Source organism: Streptomyces sp. NPDC046465, from assembly GCF_040646035.1.
GTDB lineage: Bacteria > Actinomycetota > Actinomycetes > Streptomycetales > Streptomycetaceae > Streptomyces.
In genome coordinates, this window is the sequence record NZ_JBEYZK010000002.1 from 368,548 (window position 1) to 382,005 (window position 13,458).

Consider the following 13,458-nt stretch of genomic DNA (forward strand, 5'->3'; position numbering starts at 1 on the left):
CCCCCGCAGGGGACGGACCCGCGACGCCTTGAAGGGGCGCGAGGAAGAACGCTTACGCGTCCTTCGACTCCTCGGCAGCCTCGTCGGCCTTGGCGGTGTCGACCTTGGCGTCGGCGACCTCGGCGTCCTTGGCGGAGCGCTTCGTGGCGGCCTCGGCCTCACCGGTGGCCTCCTGGGCCACGGTCAGGGCCTCCACCAGCTCGATGATCGCCATGGGCGCGTTGTCGCCACGACGGTTACCGATCTTGGTGATGCGGGTGTAACCACCGGGGCGGTTCTCGTAGCGCGGGCCGATCTCCGTGAAGAGCGTGTGCACGATGCTCTTGTCGGTGATGACGGACAGCACCTGGCGGCGGTTGTGAAGGTCACCCTTCTTCGCCTTGGTGACCAGACGCTCCGCGTAGGGACGCAGACGACGGGCCTTCGCCTCGGTGGTGGTGATGCGGCCGTACTCGAAGAGCTGCTTGGCGAGGTTCGCCAGCAGGAGCTTCTCGTGCGCGGCGCTGCCGCCCAGACGGGCACCCTTGGTGGGCTTCGGCATGGTGTTTCTCCTTCATCGCTGCACCGGCCGTATCAGGTACCGGTGTCAGTGCCTGTGGGGCGGCTGCCCCGCAGGAAGTCTTTTTCAGCCCGTCCGGCGTTTGAGGACAAGGGCTCAGCCGCAGCGGCGGGGCGACCGGAAGAATCCGCCCACCCCGCCGGAGGCGACTAGTACTGCTCGGTCTCCACGAAGCCCGCGTCCGCGTCGTCGTCCGCGCCAAACGCGTCAGCCGCAGCGGTCGGGTCGAAGCCGGGAGGCGAGTCCTTCAGCGCGAGACCCATGCCGTTGAGCTTCATCTTGACCTCGTCGATCGACTTCGCACCGAAGTTGCGAATGTCGAGCAGGTCCGCCTCGGAGCGGGCCACGAGCTCACCCACGGAGTGGATGCCCTCGCGCTTGAGGCAGTTGTACGACCGAACGGTGAGCTCGAGCTCCTCGATCGGCAGGGCGAGATCGGCGGCGAGCGCGGCGTCCGTCGGGGACGGGCCCATGTCGATGCCCTCGGCGTCGATGTTGAGCTCGCGGGCCAGACCGAACAGCTCGACCAGGGTCTTACCGGCGGACGCCATGGCGTCACGCGGGCGCATGGCCTGCTTGGTCTCGACGTCGACGATCAGCTTGTCGAAGTCGGTGCGCTGCTCGACACGCGTGGCCTCGACCTTGTACGTGACCTTCAGGACCGGCGAGTAGATCGAGTCGACCGGGATGCGCCCGATCTCCTGACCGACCTGCTTGTTCTGAACGGCGGAGACGTAGCCGCGACCGCGCTCGACGGTCAGCTCCATCTCCAGCTTGCCCTTGCCGTTGAGCGTGGCGAGGACGAGGTCGGGGTTATGCACCTCGACACCGGCCGGGGGCGCGATGTCGGCGGCGGTGACCAGACCCGGGCCCTGCTTGCGCAGGTACATCACGACGGGCTCATCGTGCTCACTGCTCACGACGAGCTGCTTGATGTTGAGGATGAGGTCGGTGACGTCCTCCTTGACGCCCGGCACGGTGGTGAACTCGTGCAGGACACCGTCGATGCGGATGGACGTGACAGCCGCACCCGGGATCGAGGAGAGGAGCGTACGACGCAGCGAGTTGCCGAGGGTGTAACCGAAGCCCGGCTCCAGCGGCTCGATCACGAACCGGGAGCGGAATTCGTCGACGACCTCTTCGGTCAGCGACGGGCGCTGAGCAATAAGCATGAAGGAATCCTTCGATCAGGGGCACCCACTATTTGATGCCCTGAGGTATTTCAAGGGTACGGGCGGCACGCCTCCGAAGAGCCGTACCGCCCGAAAACCTAAGACAACCGTGCGTCAGACGCGGCGGCGCTTGGGCGGACGGCAGCCGTTGTGCGGCGTGGGCGTCACGTCCTGGATCGAGCCGACCTCGAGGCCGGTGGCCTGGAGGGAGCGGATCGCGGTCTCACGGCCGGAGCCGGGACCCTTGACGAAGACGTCGACCTTGCGCATGCCGTGCTCCTGCGCGCGACGGGCGGCCGACTCGGCAGCCATCTGCGCGGCGAACGGCGTGGACTTGCGCGAGCCCTTGAAGCCGACGTGGCCGGCGGAGGCCCACGAGATCACGTTGCCGGTCGGGTCCGTGATGGACACGATCGTGTTGTTGAACGTGCTCTTGATGTGCGCGTGGCCGTGAGCGACGTTCTTCTTTTCCTTGCGGCGCACCTTCTTGGCAGCGCCCTGACGACCCTTGGGGGGCATCTATAACTCCTACGGGAGGTGGTCGGTCCTGCAGCGTCAGCTGTCGATAGACCGCTGAGCGAGGACTACTTCTTGCCCGGCTTCTTCTTACCGGCGATGGCGCGACGCGGGCCCTTGCGGGTGCGGGCGTTCGTGCTGGTGCGCTGACCGCGGACGGGCAGGCCACGACGGTGACGGAGACCCTGGTAGCAACCGATCTCGACCTTGCGGCGGATGTCGGCCTGGATCTCGCGACGGAGGTCACCCTCGGTCTTGATGTTGGCGTCCACGTACTCGCGGATCTTGACGAGGTCTTCCTCGGTCAGGTCGCGAACACGGGTGTTGCGGTCCACCTCGGTGGCGTCCAGCGTCTGCTGGGCCAGCGTGCGGCCGATGCCGAACACGTAGGTGAGGGCGACCTCAATGCGCTTTTCGCGCGGGAGGTCAACGCCTTCAACGCGTGCCATTCATGGCTCCTGTTGATTCTTCGGAGGTCTTCAGCAGAACCACTCCCGGCCGCCGTCCCCTTCGTGAAGGGTCGGTACGTACTGGGTCCCCGGCCTCCGACCGGGGGTGCCGCCCTCCACCACCAAAGGAACTGAAGAGGGACGGGTTCTGCGTATCTACTTACGTGCGTCGCGCGAAAATCTGCGAACTGCAGTCGTGCGTCAGCCCTGGCGCTGCTTGTGGCGCGGGTTGTCGCAGATGATCATGACCCGGCCGTGACGGCGGATCACCCTGCACTTGTCGCAGATCTTCTTGACGCTCGGCTTGACCTTCATTGGTGAGGTTCTCCGGGTCAGTGCCACCACCCCGCGCGAGCGGGATGCGGGCAAGATCTACTTGTACCGGTAGACGATCCGGCCACGCGTCAGGTCGTACGGAGACAGCTCCACCACGACCCGGTCGTCAGGGAGGATGCGGATGTAGTGCATGCGCATCTTGCCACTGATGTGTGCCAGGACCTGGTGGCCGTTCTGGAGCTCCACCTTGAACATGGCGTTCGGGAGAGACTCGACGACAGTGCCTTCGATCTCGATGGCACCTTGCTTCTTGGCCACGCTTCGCCCTTCGAATCGACTACCTTGATCGACTCCGTACACCGAATGCAGACACACGGATGCACGAGAGCCGACGCGTCAGTCTACGTCAGTGCACTCGGAAAGACGAATCGAGAAAGTCTGCCCCACGGGCAAGATCCTTAAGCAAACGACCCGCCCGGCACCGACGCCCCACATCAGCCCAACGGATCCGGCGCCACAGTAACCCCGTACTCCGCCAGCCTGGCCTTACCGCAGTCCGGGGCCGTCAGCACCAGCGGGCCCTCCTCCGTCAGCGCGATGGAGTGCTCCCAGTGCGAGGACCATGTCCCATCCGTCGTGATGACGGTCCAGTCGTCCTCCAGGACCTCCGTGCGGGGGGTGCCCAGGGAGACCATCGGCTCGATGGCCAGGCAGAAGCCGGGGACCAGCTTGGGGCCCTTGCCGCGGCGGCGCTCGACGTAGTTCAGGAGGTGCGGGTCCATGTGCATCTCGGTGCCGATGCCGTGGCCGCCGTAGTCCTCGACGATGCCGTACTTGCCGCCGCCGGGCTTGGGCTGGCGGCGGATGTACGTCTCGATGGCGCGCGAGATGTCCATGAGCCGGTTGCCCAGCTTCATCGCCGCGATGCCGGCCCACATCGACTCCTCGGTGACCCGGGAGAGCTCGACGAGCTCCGGAGCGTGACCGGTGCCCACGAACGCCGTGTAGGCCGCGTCACCGTGCCAGCCCTCGATGATCGCGCCCGCGTCGATGGAGATGATGTCGCCGTCCTTCAGGACGGTCTTGTCGTCGGGGATGCCGTGGACGACGACCTCGTTGACCGAGGTGCAGATCGTGGCGGGAAAGCCCCCGTACCCGAGGAAGTTCGACTTCGCGCCGTGCTCGGCGATCACCTTGCGGGCGACGTCGTCCAGATCCTTGGTGGTGGCGCCGGGCACCGCGGCCTCACGGGTCGCGGCGTGGATCGCGGCGACGACAAGGCCCGCCTCACGCATCTTCGCGATCTGCTCGGGGGTCTTGATCTGCACCATGGGGCTTCCGCTCTCCGTCATCCGTCCAACAACCGGCTGCGTACACGAACCGACTACGTACACAACACTACGGCCGCGGTCCCCCGAGGGGCACCGCGGCCGGAGGCAGCGTACTGAATTACTTGTTGCCCTTGAGGGCGTCCATCGCGCGCTTCGTGACCTCGTCCACCTTGCCGAGCGCGGAGATCGTGACCACCAGGTCCTGGCCCTTGTAGTGGTCGATAATCGGCTCGGTCTCGCGGTGGTACACGTCGAGCCGCTTGCGCACGGTCTCTTCCTTGTCGTCACCGCGCTGGTAGAGCTCGCCGCCGCAGACGTCGCAGACGCCGTCCTGCTTCGGCTTGCTGTACGTCACGTGGAAGACGTGGCTGGAGTCGTTGCGGCAGATGCGGCGGCCCGCGATGCGCTTGACGACCTCGTCCTCGGGGACCTCGAGGTCCAGGACGGCGTCGAGCTTCTGGCCGTCCGTCTTCAGCGCCTCGTCAAGCGCCGCGGCCTGCGACACATTGCGCGGAAAGCCGTCCAGCAGAAAGCCGTTCTCGGCATCCGGCTGCGCCATGCGGTCCTTCGCCATGCCGATGGTGACCTCGTCGGGTACGAGGTTGCCCTCGTCCATGTAGGCCTTCGCCCGCTTGCCCAGCTCCGTGCCCTGGCTGATGTTGGCACGGAAAAGGTCACCGGTGGAGATGTGCGGGATCGACAAGTTCTTGGCCAGGAACGCGGCCTGCGTTCCCTTGCCCGCACCGGGCGGCCCGACGAGGACGATTCGCATCAGCGGAGGAACCCTTCGTAATTGCGCTGCTGGAGCTGGCTCTCGATCTGCTTCACGGTTTCCAGACCCACACCCACGATGATGAGGATGCTCGTCCCGCCGAACGGGAAGTTCTGGTTTGCCTGGAAGCCCACCAACGCCATCGTCGGCACAAGAGCGATCAGTCCCAGATACAGCGAACCCGGCCACGTGATCCGGTTGAGTACGTAACTCAAGTACTCAGCGGTCGGGCGGCCAGCCCGGATGCCCGGGATGAAGCCACCATACTTCTTCATGTTGTCGGCGACTTCCTCGGGGTTGAAGGAGATCGCGACGTAGAAGAAGGCGAAGAAGACGATCAGGATGAAGTACGTGGCGATGTAAATCGGGTGATCACCCTTGGTCAGGTTCGCCTCGATCCACGTCTTCCATCCCGAATTGCCGCCCGCGAACTGGGCGACCAGGGCCGGAATGTAGAGCAATGACGAGGCGAAGATCACAGGGATGATGCCCGCCTGATTGACCTTCAGCGGAATGTACGTCGACGTTCCGCCGTAGGACCGGCGGCCGATCATGCGCTTCGCATACTGGACCGGAATGCGGCGCTGCGCCTGCTCGACGAAGACCACCAGACCGACCATGACCAGACCGACCGCGATCACGGTGCCGAACTCGATCCAGCCGCCCGCCAGGTCGCCCTGCTGCTTGATCGCCCAGAGGGCGCTGGGGAAGGTGGCGGCGATCGAGATGAACATCAGGATGGACATGCCGTTGCCGATGCCGCGGTCGGTGATGAGCTCACCGAGCCACATGACGCAGGCCGTACCGGCGGTCATCGTGATGACCATCGTGATGGTGACGAAGATCGACTGATCGGGGACGATCTCGCTGGCGACGGGGCAGCCCTGGAAGAGGGAGCCGGTGCGGGCGGTGGCCACCAGGCCGGTGCCCTGCAGGATCGCGAGTGCGATGGTCAGATAGCGCGTGTACTGCGTGATCTTCGCTGTGCCGGCCTGGCCCTCCTTCTTGAGGGCCTCGAGTCGCGGGATCACCACGGTCAGCAGCTGCAGAATGATGCTCGCGGTGATGTACGGCATGATGCCGAGCGCGAAGATCGTGATCTGCAGCAGCGCGCCACCACTGAACATGTTGACGAGACCGAACAGACCTTGGTTCGCATTCGCGTTGTCGATGCAGGTCTGGACGTTCTTGTAGTCGACACCGGGGATCGGCACATGCGTACCCACCCGGTAGATCACGATGATGCCGAGCGTGAAGAGCAGCTTCTTGCGCAGGTCGGGCGTCTTGAACGCCCGGGCGAACGCGGTGAGCACGGTGCCTCCTGCGACCCCCGCGCGCGTGCGCCAGAGGTGGTGGTCTGAGGTTCGACGAATACGTATCAGTCAAGAAAACCGTGCGGCCAGGCCGCACGGAGCTTAGACAGTGCACGCCACCTTACCGGCGACCGTGCCCCCCTTGGAACGACCAACCGGGGATGCCCCTTTTGTGGGGCATCCCCGGCTGGGAATCGCTCATGTCATCGACACGTCCGAGGGAATCAGACGAGCTCGGTGACGGTACCGCCGGCGGCGGTGATCTTCTCCTTGGCGGAGCCGGAGACGGCGTCAACCGTCACCTGCAGCGCCACGGTGACCTCACCCTGGCCGAGGACCTTGACGAGGCTGTTCTTGCGAACCGCACCCTTGGCCACGAGGGCCTCGACGGTGACCTCGCCACCCTCGGGGAACAGCGAGCTCAGCTTGTCGAGGTTCACGACCTGGAACTCGGTCTTGAACGGGTTCCTGAAGCCCTTGAGCTTCGGGAGACGCATGTGGAGGGGCATCTGGCCACCCTCGAAGCGCTCCGGAACCTGGTAACGGGCCTTGGTGCCCTTGGTACCACGACCAGCGGTCTTACCCTTGGACGCCTCACCACGACCCACACGGGTCTTGGCGGTCTTGGCGCCCGGGGCAGGCCGGAGGTTGTGAACCTTCAGCGGGTTCTGCTCCGCCATGTCAGACCTCCTCAACCGTCACGAGGTGGCGGACGGTCTGCACCATGCCGCGGAACTCGGGGCGGTCCTCCTTGACGACCTGCGTGTTGATGCCCTTGAGACCAAGGGAACGCAGGGTGTCGCGGTGGTTCTGCTTGCTGCCGATGTACGACTTCGTCTGCGTGATCTTGAGCTGTGCCATTACGCACCCGCTCCTGCACGCGCACGAAGCAGAGCCGCGGGGGCGACGTCCTCGAGGGGCAGACCACGGCGAGCCGCGATCTCCTCGGGACGCTGCAGGCCCTTGAGGGCCGCCACGGTCGCGTGCACGATGTTGATCGCGTTGGACGAACCGAGCGACTTCGACAGGATGTCGTGAACGCCGGCGCACTCGAGCACAGCACGCACCGGGCCACCGGCGATAACGCCGGTACCGGGGGAAGCAGGCTTGAGCAGGACGACGCCCGCGGCCTTCTCGCCCGTGATCGGGTGCGGGATGGTGCCCTGGATACGGGGGACCTTGAAGAAGTGCTTCTTGGCCTCCTCAACACCCTTGGCGATGGCGGCCGGCACCTCCTTGGCCTTGCCGTAACCGACACCTACGGTGCCGTCACCGTCACCCACCACGACCAGCGCGGTGAAGCTGAAGCGACGACCACCCTTGACAACCTTGGCAACGCGGTTGATCGCGACAACGCGCTCAACGTATGCGGTCTTCTCGGCGGCAGCGCCACCGTCGCGACCCTTCCGGTCCCGCCGCTCGCCGCCACCGGCACCGCTTCCGCGGCGCTGGGGTCCAGCCATTGGAATTACCTCTCTCTGTTTCCGCTAGCTACGGAACCGACTCAGAACTTGAGTCCGGCTTCGCGGGCGGCGTCCGCCAGGGCGGCGATGCGCCCGGCGTACTGGTTACCACCACGGTCGAACACGACAGTCTCGACACCGGCAGCCTTGGCGCGCTCGGCGACCAGGGCGCCGACCGACTTGGCAGCCGCGGACTTGTCGCCCTCGGCCCCGCGGATCGTGGTGTCCAGGGTCGACGCCGACGCCAGGGTGTGACCCTTGATGTCGTCGATGACCTGGGCCACGATGTGGCGGTTGGAACGCGTCACGACCAGGCGCGGACGCTCAGCCGTACCCGAGATGTGCTTACGGATGCGGATGTGACGACGCTTGATGGCAGCACGCTTGTAAGCGTCGCCCTTAGCAATCTTGACACCGTATGCCATGGCTTACTTACCCGCCTTTCCGACCTTGCGGCGGATGACTTCGCCTTCGTACTTGACGCCCTTGGCCTTGTACGGGTCGGGCTTGCGCAGCTTGCGGATGTTGGCCGCAACCTCGCCGACCTTCTGCTTGTCGATGCCCTCGACCGAAAGCTTGGTCGCGGACTCCACCTTGAAGGTGATGCCCTCGGGGGCCTCGACCAGGATCGGGTGGCTGTAGCCCAGCGAGAACTCCAGGTTGGAGCCCTTCGCGAGGACGCGGTAACCGACACCGCTGATTTCGAGCTTCTTCACGTAACCCTCGGTCACGCCGGTGATCATGTTCGCCACCAGCGTGCGGGACAGGCCGTGCAGGGCCTTGTTCTGACGCTCGTCGTTCGGACGGGTGACGTTCAGAACGCCGTCCTCGTCCTTAGCGATCTCGATCGGCGCGACAACGGTGTGCGAGAGGGAACCCTTGGGGCCCTTCACAGCGACCGTACGGCCGTCGATGGTGACGTCCACGCCGGCGGGAACCGTGATGGGGAGCTTGCCAATACGCGACATTAGCTATTCCTCCGTTCCCGACTACCAGACGTAGGCGAGGACTTCCCCACCTACGCCCTTCTTGCCTGCCTGCTGGCCGGTCAGAAGACCGTGCGACGTGGAGATAACCGCCACGCCGAGGCCGCCGAGGACCTTGGGCAGGTTGGTGGACTTCGCGTAAACCCGGAGACCGGGCTTGGAGATCCGCTTGATGCCCGCAATGGAGCGCTCACGGTTCGGGCCGAACTTCAGCTCGAGAACGAGGTTCTTGCCAACCTCGGCGTCCTCGACCTTCCAGCCCGTGATGAAGCCCTCCTGCTGGAGGATCTCCGCGATGTGAGACTTGATCTTGCTGTGCGGCATTGCCACGGTGTCGTGGTACGCCGAGTTCGCGTTACGCAGACGAGTCAGCATGTCCGCGATCGGATCAGTCATGGTCATGAATTGGCCTTCGGCCTCTCTCGCCGTGGTTTCCTATCTGCGCCATCCCTCTCCCCACTCAGAGGCAGGACGGGTGCGGCGCGGGGACCTACGGCGTAGTAAGTCGGTCGGGGCGGCAGACGCCCAACCCTCCTAGCCTAAGCCATACGGAGGACGGCATCTGCCAACCCTTTACTTACCGAGAGATCCAAGCAGTCCGAAAAGTACGGACTACCAGGAGCTCTTGGTCACGCCCGGCAGCTCGCCACGGTGAGCCATCTCACGAAGGCACACGCGGCAGAGGCCGAACTTGCGGTAGACGGAGTGCGGGCGGCCGCAGCGCTGGCAGCGGGTGTACGCACGCACACCGAACTTGGGCTTACGAGCAGCCTTGGCAATCAGAGCCTTCTTCGCCATCTCGCTTACGCCTCCTTGAAGGGGAAGCCGAGGTGACGGAGAAGGGCACGGCCCTCAGCGTCGTTGGTCGCCGTGGTGACCACGGTGATGTCCATACCCCGGACGCGGTCGATCTTGTCCTGGTCGATCTCGTGGAACATGACCTGCTCCGTGAGACCGAAGGTGTAGTTGCCACGGCCGTCGAACTGCTTGGGGGACAGACCACGGAAGTCGCGGATGCGCGGCAGCGCGAGCGACAGGGTGCGGTCCAGGAACTCCCACATGCGGTCGCCACGGAGCGTGACGTGGCAGCCGATCGGCTGACCCTCGCGCAGCTTGAACTGCGCGATGGACTTCCGGGCCTTCGTCACGGCCGGCTTCTGACCGGTGATCGTGGTCAGGTCGCGGATGGCGCCGTCGATCAGCTTCGAGTCACGGGCGGCGTCGCCGACACCCATGTTGACCACGATCTTGACCAGGCCGGGGATCTGCATGACGTTCTCGTACGAGAACTCCTCACGCAGCTTGCCGGTGATCTCCTCGCGGTACTTCGTCTTGAGACGCGGAGTGGTGGTGGTCGTCATCAGATGTCCTCACCCGTCCGCTTGGCAACGCGGATCTTGTTGCCCTCGTCGTCGAAGCGGTAACCGACACGCGTGACAACCTTGTTGCCGTCCTTCTCCACGACCAGCTGGACGTTGGAGATGTGGACGGGGGCCTCGGTGGTCACGATGCCGCCGGCCTGCGAGCCGCTGGCGGTCGGGCCGGCCTTCGTGTGCTTCTTGACCCGGTTGACACCCTCGACCAGGACGCGCTCGTCGCGCGGGTAAGCGGCAATGACCTTGCCCTGCTTGCCCTTGTCCTTACCGGTGATGACCTGGACCAGGTCGCCCTTCTTGATCTTCATGCTTACAGCACCTCCGGCGCGAGCGAGATGATCTTCATGAACTTCTTCTCGCGCAGCTCACGGCCGACGGGGCCGAAGATACGGGTGCCGCGAGGGTCGCCGTCGTTCTTCAGAATGACGGCGGCGTTCTCGTCGAAGCGGATGTACGAGCCGTCCGGACGGCGGCGCTCCTTGACGGTGCGAACGATGACCGCCTTGACGACGTCACCCTTCTTCACGTTGCCACCGGGGATCGCGTCCTTGACGGTGGCGACGATGACGTCACCGATACCCGCGTAGCGGCGACCCGAGCCACCGAGAACACGAATGGTGAGAATTTCCTTCGCACCCGTGTTGTCGGCGACGCGAAGTCGCGACTCCTGCTGGATCACGTCTATCTCCTGTTTGTCTGCCGGTTCCCGGCGGGGGCGAATCCCTTACGGGAAACGGCCCCCACCGAGCCTGGCGGAACTGATCCGAGGGGAAACCCCCTCGGAAATTACTTGGCCTTCTCGAGGATCTCGACGATGCGCCAGCGCTTGGTCGCCGACAGCGGACGCGTCTCCATCAGGAGGACGCGGTCGCCGACGCCGGCAGCGTTCTGCTCGTCGTGCGCCTTGAGCTTGTTCGTACGGCGGATGACCTTGCCGTACAGCGCGTGCGTCACGCGGTCCTCGACAGCGACGACGACGGTCTTGTCCATCTTGTCGCTGACGACAAGACCCTGACGGGTCTTGCGGAAGCCGCGCGCGGCCTTCGTCTCTTCAGTCACGTTGCTCTCGCTCATCAGGCGCTCTCCACCGTCTCGATGCCCAGCTCGCGCTCACGCATCAGGGTGTAGATCCGCGCGATGTCCTTACGGACGGCCTTGAGCCGACCGTGGTTCTCGAGCTGACCCGTCGCCGCCTGGAAGCGGAGGTTGAACAGCTCTTCCTTGGCCTCGCGAAGCTTGTTGACAAGCTCCTCGTTGCCCAGCTCGCGCAGCTCGGACGCCTTGGTACCGGCCGACATCACGACTCACCTGCCTCGCGCCGGACGATGCGGCACTTCATCGGAAGCTTGTGAGCAGCGCGGGTGAGCGCCTCACGAGCAATCTTCTCGTTGGGGTACGACAGCTCGAACATCACCCGTCCCGGGTGAACGTTCGCGACCCACCACTCCGGAGAACCCTTACCGGAACCCATGCGGGTCTCGGCAGGCTTCTTGGTGAGGGGGCGGTCCGGATAAATGTTGATCCAGACCTTGCCGCCACGCTTGATGTGGCGGGTCATCGCGATACGAGCCGCCTCGATCTGGCGGTTGGTCACGTACGCCGGCGTGAGGGCCTGAATGCCGTACTCGCCGAATGCGACCGTCGTACCACCCTTGGCCTGACCGCGGCGCTTGGGGTGGTGCTGCTTGCGGTGCTTGACCCTACGGGGGATCAGCATTTCGGTCAGGCCTCCGTTCCGGTGCTCTCAGCCGGAGCGGCAGCGGCGGCGGGAGCGTCGGCCTTGGGGGCCTCGGCAGCCGGCGCGGACTGCTGCTGCGGCTTGCGGCCGCGGCCGCCACGCTCGCCACCGCGGCCACCACGGGCCGGGCGGTCGTTGCCGCCGCCACGGGCCGGGCGGTTACCCGCACGGGCAGCGGCGTTCTCGGCGCGGACCTCGGCGATGTTCTTGACGTCGCCCTTGTAGATCCAGACCTTCACGCCGATGCGGCCGAAGGTCGTCTTGGCCTCGAAGAAGCCGTAGTCGACGTTCGCGCGGAGCGTGTGCAGGGGCACGCGGCCCTCGCGGTAGAACTCCGAGCGCGACATCTCGGCGCCGCCGAGACGGCCGCCACACTGGATCTTGATGCCCTTGGCGCCGGCCTTCATCGACGACTGCATGCTCTTACGCATGGCGCGACGGAAGGAGACGCGGGAGGACAGCTGCTCCGCCACGGCCTGGGCCACGAGCTGAGCGTCGACCTCGGGGTTCTTGACCTCGAGGATGTTCAGCTGGACCTGCTTGCCCGTGAGCTTCTCGAGGTCACCGCGGATGCGGTCGGCCTCGGCGCCACGGCGGCCGATGACGATGCCGGGACGAGCGGTGTGGATGTCCACACGCACGCGGTCACGGGTGCGCTCGATCTCAACCTTCGAGATGCCGGCGCGCTCCATGCCGGACGTCATCATCCGACGGATGGCGACGTCTTCCTTGACGTAGTCCTTGTACAGCTTGTCGGCGTACCAACGCGACTTGAAGTCGGTCGTGACACCGAGCCGGAACCCGTGCGGGTTTACCTTCTGGCCCATTACCGGGTTCCTTCCTTGCTGCTGACGACCACGGTGATGTGGCTGGTCCGCTTACGGATCCGGTAGGCACGGCCCTGAGCACGCGGACGGAACCGCTTCAGGGTCGGGCCCTCATCCACGTACGCCTCGCTGATGACCAGCGAAGAGGCGTCGTTGTGGTCGTAGTTGTGCGCGGCGTTGGCAATGGCGCTGTCAAGCACCTTGCCGACCGGCACGCTCGCGGCCTGCGGGGCGAAACGCAGGACCGCCTGAGCCTCCGTGGCATCCATGCCACGGATGAGGTCCACCACGCGGCGGGCCTTCATGGGCGTGACGCGGATGTACCGCGCCTGGGCCCTGGCTTCCATGGTTGTCCCTTCGGTGTTAGTCATAGTCGTTTCCACCCCGCGCTAGCGGCGCTTCGACTTCCGGTCGTCCTTGACGTGGCCGCGGAAGGTGCGAGTCGGCGAGAACTCGCCGAGCTTGTGGCCGACCATCGACTCGGTGACGAACACCGGGATGTGGGTCTTGCCGTTGTGCACCGCGATCGTGTGACCCAGCATGCTGGGAATGATCATCGAGCGACGGGACCAGGTCTTGATGACGTTCTTGGAACCGGCTTCGTTCTGGACGTCCACCTTTTTTACGAGGTGGTCGTCGACGAAGGGCCCCTTCTTGAGACTGCGCGGCATCTAAACCCG

The 13,458-nt window shown here is 65.1% G+C and carries 25 protein-coding genes; all 25 read right to left on the bottom strand.

Translation table 11 applies throughout. The annotated features are described in order from the left end of the window. Nucleotides 1-52: 52 nt before the first annotated feature. Nucleotides 53-541: a 50S ribosomal protein L17 gene (gene rplQ, locus ABZ953_RS04645; protein WP_361716638.1), complete on the bottom strand. Its 489-nt coding sequence runs from the start codon at nt 539-541 to the stop codon at nt 53-55. A 167-nt stretch (nt 542-708) separates the two neighbouring features. Beyond that, nucleotides 709-1,731, bottom strand: coding sequence for a DNA-directed RNA polymerase subunit alpha (locus ABZ953_RS04650; protein ID WP_016645160.1), 1,023 nt, complete (start codon nt 1,729-1,731; stop codon nt 709-711). 114 nt (nt 1,732-1,845) lie between these two features. Continuing rightward, the gene (gene rpsK / locus ABZ953_RS04655; protein ID WP_003948617.1) at nt 1,846-2,250 is read right to left on the bottom strand and encodes a 30S ribosomal protein S11; all 405 of its coding nucleotides are present in this window, start codon (nt 2,248-2,250) and stop codon (nt 1,846-1,848) included. A 65-nt stretch (nt 2,251-2,315) separates the two neighbouring features. Continuing rightward, nucleotides 2,316-2,696: a 30S ribosomal protein S13 gene (gene rpsM / locus ABZ953_RS04660; protein WP_030782528.1), complete on the bottom strand. Its 381-nt coding sequence runs from the start codon at nt 2,694-2,696 to the stop codon at nt 2,316-2,318. Between the two features lie 201 nt (nt 2,697-2,897). Next, nucleotides 2,898-3,011, bottom strand: coding sequence for a 50S ribosomal protein L36 (rpmJ, locus tag ABZ953_RS04665; RefSeq protein WP_003948619.1), 114 nt, complete (start codon nt 3,009-3,011; stop codon nt 2,898-2,900). Between the two features lie 57 nt (nt 3,012-3,068). Continuing rightward, the gene (gene infA / locus ABZ953_RS04670) at nt 3,069-3,290 is read right to left on the bottom strand and encodes a translation initiation factor IF-1 (RefSeq protein WP_003948620.1); all 222 of its coding nucleotides are present in this window, start codon (nt 3,288-3,290) and stop codon (nt 3,069-3,071) included. A 176-nt stretch (nt 3,291-3,466) separates the two neighbouring features. Continuing rightward, nucleotides 3,467-4,303, bottom strand: a complete 837-nt coding sequence (gene map / locus ABZ953_RS04675; RefSeq protein ID WP_361716643.1) for a type I methionyl aminopeptidase — start codon at nt 4,301-4,303, stop codon at nt 3,467-3,469. 118 nt (nt 4,304-4,421) lie between these two features. Next, nucleotides 4,422-5,075, bottom strand: a complete 654-nt coding sequence (locus tag ABZ953_RS04680) for an adenylate kinase (RefSeq protein WP_361716646.1) — start codon at nt 5,073-5,075, stop codon at nt 4,422-4,424. Beyond that, nucleotides 5,075-6,388, bottom strand: a complete 1,314-nt coding sequence (gene secY / locus ABZ953_RS04685; protein ID WP_361716649.1) for a preprotein translocase subunit SecY — start codon at nt 6,386-6,388, stop codon at nt 5,075-5,077. Before secY ends, ABZ953_RS04680 begins: the two co-directional genes overlap by 1 nt. 224 nt (nt 6,389-6,612) lie before the next feature. Continuing rightward, the gene (gene rplO / locus ABZ953_RS04690) at nt 6,613-7,068 is read right to left on the bottom strand and encodes a 50S ribosomal protein L15 (RefSeq protein ID WP_361716652.1); all 456 of its coding nucleotides are present in this window, start codon (nt 7,066-7,068) and stop codon (nt 6,613-6,615) included. Nucleotide 7,069: 1 nt separating this feature from the next. Then, complete coding sequence (rpmD, locus tag ABZ953_RS04695) at nt 7,070-7,249, bottom strand: 50S ribosomal protein L30 (RefSeq protein WP_326020845.1); 180 nt, start codon at nt 7,247-7,249, stop codon at nt 7,070-7,072. Beyond that, nucleotides 7,249-7,851 carry a 30S ribosomal protein S5 gene (gene rpsE / locus ABZ953_RS04700; RefSeq protein ID WP_055513610.1) on the bottom strand — a complete coding sequence of 201 codons (603 nt, stop codon included), beginning with the start codon at nt 7,849-7,851 and terminating at the stop codon, nt 7,249-7,251. The genes rpmD and rpsE overlap by 1 nt, the downstream gene beginning before the upstream one ends. A gap of 41 nt (nt 7,852-7,892) precedes the next feature. Then, on the bottom strand, nt 7,893-8,276 hold the full coding sequence (gene rplR, locus ABZ953_RS04705) for a 50S ribosomal protein L18 (RefSeq protein WP_055564833.1): 384 nt from the start codon (nt 8,274-8,276) through the stop codon (nt 7,893-7,895). Between the two features lie 3 nt (nt 8,277-8,279). After that, the gene (rplF, locus tag ABZ953_RS04710) at nt 8,280-8,819 is read right to left on the bottom strand and encodes a 50S ribosomal protein L6 (RefSeq protein WP_361716657.1); all 540 of its coding nucleotides are present in this window, start codon (nt 8,817-8,819) and stop codon (nt 8,280-8,282) included. Between the two features lie 21 nt (nt 8,820-8,840). Beyond that, nucleotides 8,841-9,239, bottom strand: a complete 399-nt coding sequence (gene rpsH, locus ABZ953_RS04715) for a 30S ribosomal protein S8 (protein WP_361716660.1) — start codon at nt 9,237-9,239, stop codon at nt 8,841-8,843. A 210-nt stretch (nt 9,240-9,449) separates the two neighbouring features. Continuing rightward, on the bottom strand, nt 9,450-9,635 hold the full coding sequence (locus tag ABZ953_RS04720; protein ID WP_003956452.1) for a type Z 30S ribosomal protein S14: 186 nt from the start codon (nt 9,633-9,635) through the stop codon (nt 9,450-9,452). A 5-nt stretch (nt 9,636-9,640) separates the two neighbouring features. Further along, entirely contained in the window at nt 9,641-10,198 is a 558-nt protein-coding gene (gene rplE, locus ABZ953_RS04725; protein WP_055564831.1) for a 50S ribosomal protein L5, read from the bottom strand. Then, complete coding sequence (rplX, locus tag ABZ953_RS04730; protein ID WP_361716664.1) at nt 10,198-10,521, bottom strand: 50S ribosomal protein L24; 324 nt, start codon at nt 10,519-10,521, stop codon at nt 10,198-10,200. The genes rplE and rplX overlap by 1 nt, the downstream gene beginning before the upstream one ends. 2 nt (nt 10,522-10,523) lie before the next feature. Next, complete coding sequence (gene rplN, locus ABZ953_RS04735; protein ID WP_003974257.1) at nt 10,524-10,892, bottom strand: 50S ribosomal protein L14; 369 nt, start codon at nt 10,890-10,892, stop codon at nt 10,524-10,526. 107 nt (nt 10,893-10,999) lie between these two features. Then, nucleotides 11,000-11,287 carry a 30S ribosomal protein S17 gene (gene rpsQ / locus ABZ953_RS04740; protein WP_150171090.1) on the bottom strand — a complete coding sequence of 96 codons (288 nt, stop codon included), beginning with the start codon at nt 11,285-11,287 and terminating at the stop codon, nt 11,000-11,002. Beyond that, nucleotides 11,287-11,511 carry a 50S ribosomal protein L29 gene (gene rpmC, locus ABZ953_RS04745; protein ID WP_006347226.1) on the bottom strand — a complete coding sequence of 75 codons (225 nt, stop codon included), beginning with the start codon at nt 11,509-11,511 and terminating at the stop codon, nt 11,287-11,289. Before rpmC ends, rpsQ begins: the two co-directional genes overlap by 1 nt. Next, nucleotides 11,511-11,930, bottom strand: a complete 420-nt coding sequence (gene rplP, locus ABZ953_RS04750) for a 50S ribosomal protein L16 (protein WP_030782563.1) — start codon at nt 11,928-11,930, stop codon at nt 11,511-11,513. Before rplP ends, rpmC begins: the two co-directional genes overlap by 1 nt. A 5-nt stretch (nt 11,931-11,935) precedes the next feature. After that, nucleotides 11,936-12,778, bottom strand: coding sequence for a 30S ribosomal protein S3 (gene rpsC / locus ABZ953_RS04755; RefSeq protein WP_361716669.1), 843 nt, complete (start codon nt 12,776-12,778; stop codon nt 11,936-11,938). Next, the gene (rplV, locus tag ABZ953_RS04760; protein ID WP_361716672.1) at nt 12,778-13,125 is read right to left on the bottom strand and encodes a 50S ribosomal protein L22; all 348 of its coding nucleotides are present in this window, start codon (nt 13,123-13,125) and stop codon (nt 12,778-12,780) included. Before rplV ends, rpsC begins: the two co-directional genes overlap by 1 nt. Before the next feature lie 42 nt (nt 13,126-13,167). Beyond that, on the bottom strand, nt 13,168-13,449 hold the full coding sequence (gene rpsS / locus ABZ953_RS04765) for a 30S ribosomal protein S19 (RefSeq protein WP_356251643.1): 282 nt from the start codon (nt 13,447-13,449) through the stop codon (nt 13,168-13,170). Nucleotides 13,450-13,458 lie beyond the last annotated feature (9 nt).

What these genes read in the sequence shown, in the direction of transcription:
- rplQ (WP_361716638.1), bottom strand. Translation starts at nt 541, where the DNA reads ATGCCGAAGCCCACCAAGGGTGCCCGTCTGGGCGGCAGCGCCGCGCAC.
- ABZ953_RS04650 (WP_016645160.1), bottom strand. Translation starts at nt 1,731, where the DNA reads ATGCTTATTGCTCAGCGCCCGTCGCTGACCGAAGAGGTCGTCGACGAA.
- rpsK (WP_003948617.1), bottom strand. Translation starts at nt 2,250, where the DNA reads ATGCCCCCCAAGGGTCGTCAGGGCGCTGCCAAGAAGGTGCGCCGCAAG.
- rpsM (WP_030782528.1), bottom strand. Translation starts at nt 2,696, where the DNA reads ATGGCACGCGTTGAAGGCGTTGACCTCCCGCGCGAAAAGCGCATTGAG.
- rpmJ (WP_003948619.1), bottom strand. Translation starts at nt 3,011, where the DNA reads ATGAAGGTCAAGCCGAGCGTCAAGAAGATCTGCGACAAGTGCAGGGTG.
- map (WP_361716643.1), bottom strand. Translation starts at nt 4,303, where the DNA reads ATGGTGCAGATCAAGACCCCCGAGCAGATCGCGAAGATGCGTGAGGCG.
- ABZ953_RS04680 (WP_361716646.1), bottom strand. Translation starts at nt 5,075, where the DNA reads ATGCGAATCGTCCTCGTCGGGCCGCCCGGTGCGGGCAAGGGAACGCAG.
- rplO (WP_361716652.1), bottom strand. Translation starts at nt 7,068, where the DNA reads ATGGCGGAGCAGAACCCGCTGAAGGTTCACAACCTCCGGCCTGCCCCG.
- rpmD (WP_326020845.1), bottom strand. Translation starts at nt 7,249, where the DNA reads ATGGCACAGCTCAAGATCACGCAGACGAAGTCGTACATCGGCAGCAAG.
- rpsE (WP_055513610.1), bottom strand. Translation starts at nt 7,851, where the DNA reads ATGGCTGGACCCCAGCGCCGCGGAAGCGGTGCCGGTGGCGGCGAGCGG.
- rplR (WP_055564833.1), bottom strand. Translation starts at nt 8,276, where the DNA reads ATGGCATACGGTGTCAAGATTGCTAAGGGCGACGCTTACAAGCGTGCT.
- rplF (WP_361716657.1), bottom strand. Translation starts at nt 8,819, where the DNA reads ATGTCGCGTATTGGCAAGCTCCCCATCACGGTTCCCGCCGGCGTGGAC.
- rpsH (WP_361716660.1), bottom strand. Translation starts at nt 9,239, where the DNA reads ATGACCATGACTGATCCGATCGCGGACATGCTGACTCGTCTGCGTAAC.
- ABZ953_RS04720 (WP_003956452.1), bottom strand. Translation starts at nt 9,635, where the DNA reads ATGGCGAAGAAGGCTCTGATTGCCAAGGCTGCTCGTAAGCCCAAGTTC.
- rplE (WP_055564831.1), bottom strand. Translation starts at nt 10,198, where the DNA reads ATGACGACCACCACCACTCCGCGTCTCAAGACGAAGTACCGCGAGGAG.
- rplX (WP_361716664.1), bottom strand. Translation starts at nt 10,521, where the DNA reads ATGAAGATCAAGAAGGGCGACCTGGTCCAGGTCATCACCGGTAAGGAC.
- rpsQ (WP_150171090.1), bottom strand. Translation starts at nt 11,287, where the DNA reads ATGAGCGAGAGCAACGTGACTGAAGAGACGAAGGCCGCGCGCGGCTTC.
- rpmC (WP_006347226.1), bottom strand. Translation starts at nt 11,511, where the DNA reads ATGTCGGCCGGTACCAAGGCGTCCGAGCTGCGCGAGCTGGGCAACGAG.
- rplP (WP_030782563.1), bottom strand. Translation starts at nt 11,930, where the DNA reads ATGCTGATCCCCCGTAGGGTCAAGCACCGCAAGCAGCACCACCCCAAG.
- rpsC (WP_361716669.1), bottom strand. Translation starts at nt 12,778, where the DNA reads ATGGGCCAGAAGGTAAACCCGCACGGGTTCCGGCTCGGTGTCACGACC.
- rplV (WP_361716672.1), bottom strand. Translation starts at nt 13,125, where the DNA reads ATGGAAGCCAGGGCCCAGGCGCGGTACATCCGCGTCACGCCCATGAAG.
- rpsS (WP_356251643.1), bottom strand. Translation starts at nt 13,449, where the DNA reads ATGCCGCGCAGTCTCAAGAAGGGGCCCTTCGTCGACGACCACCTCGTA.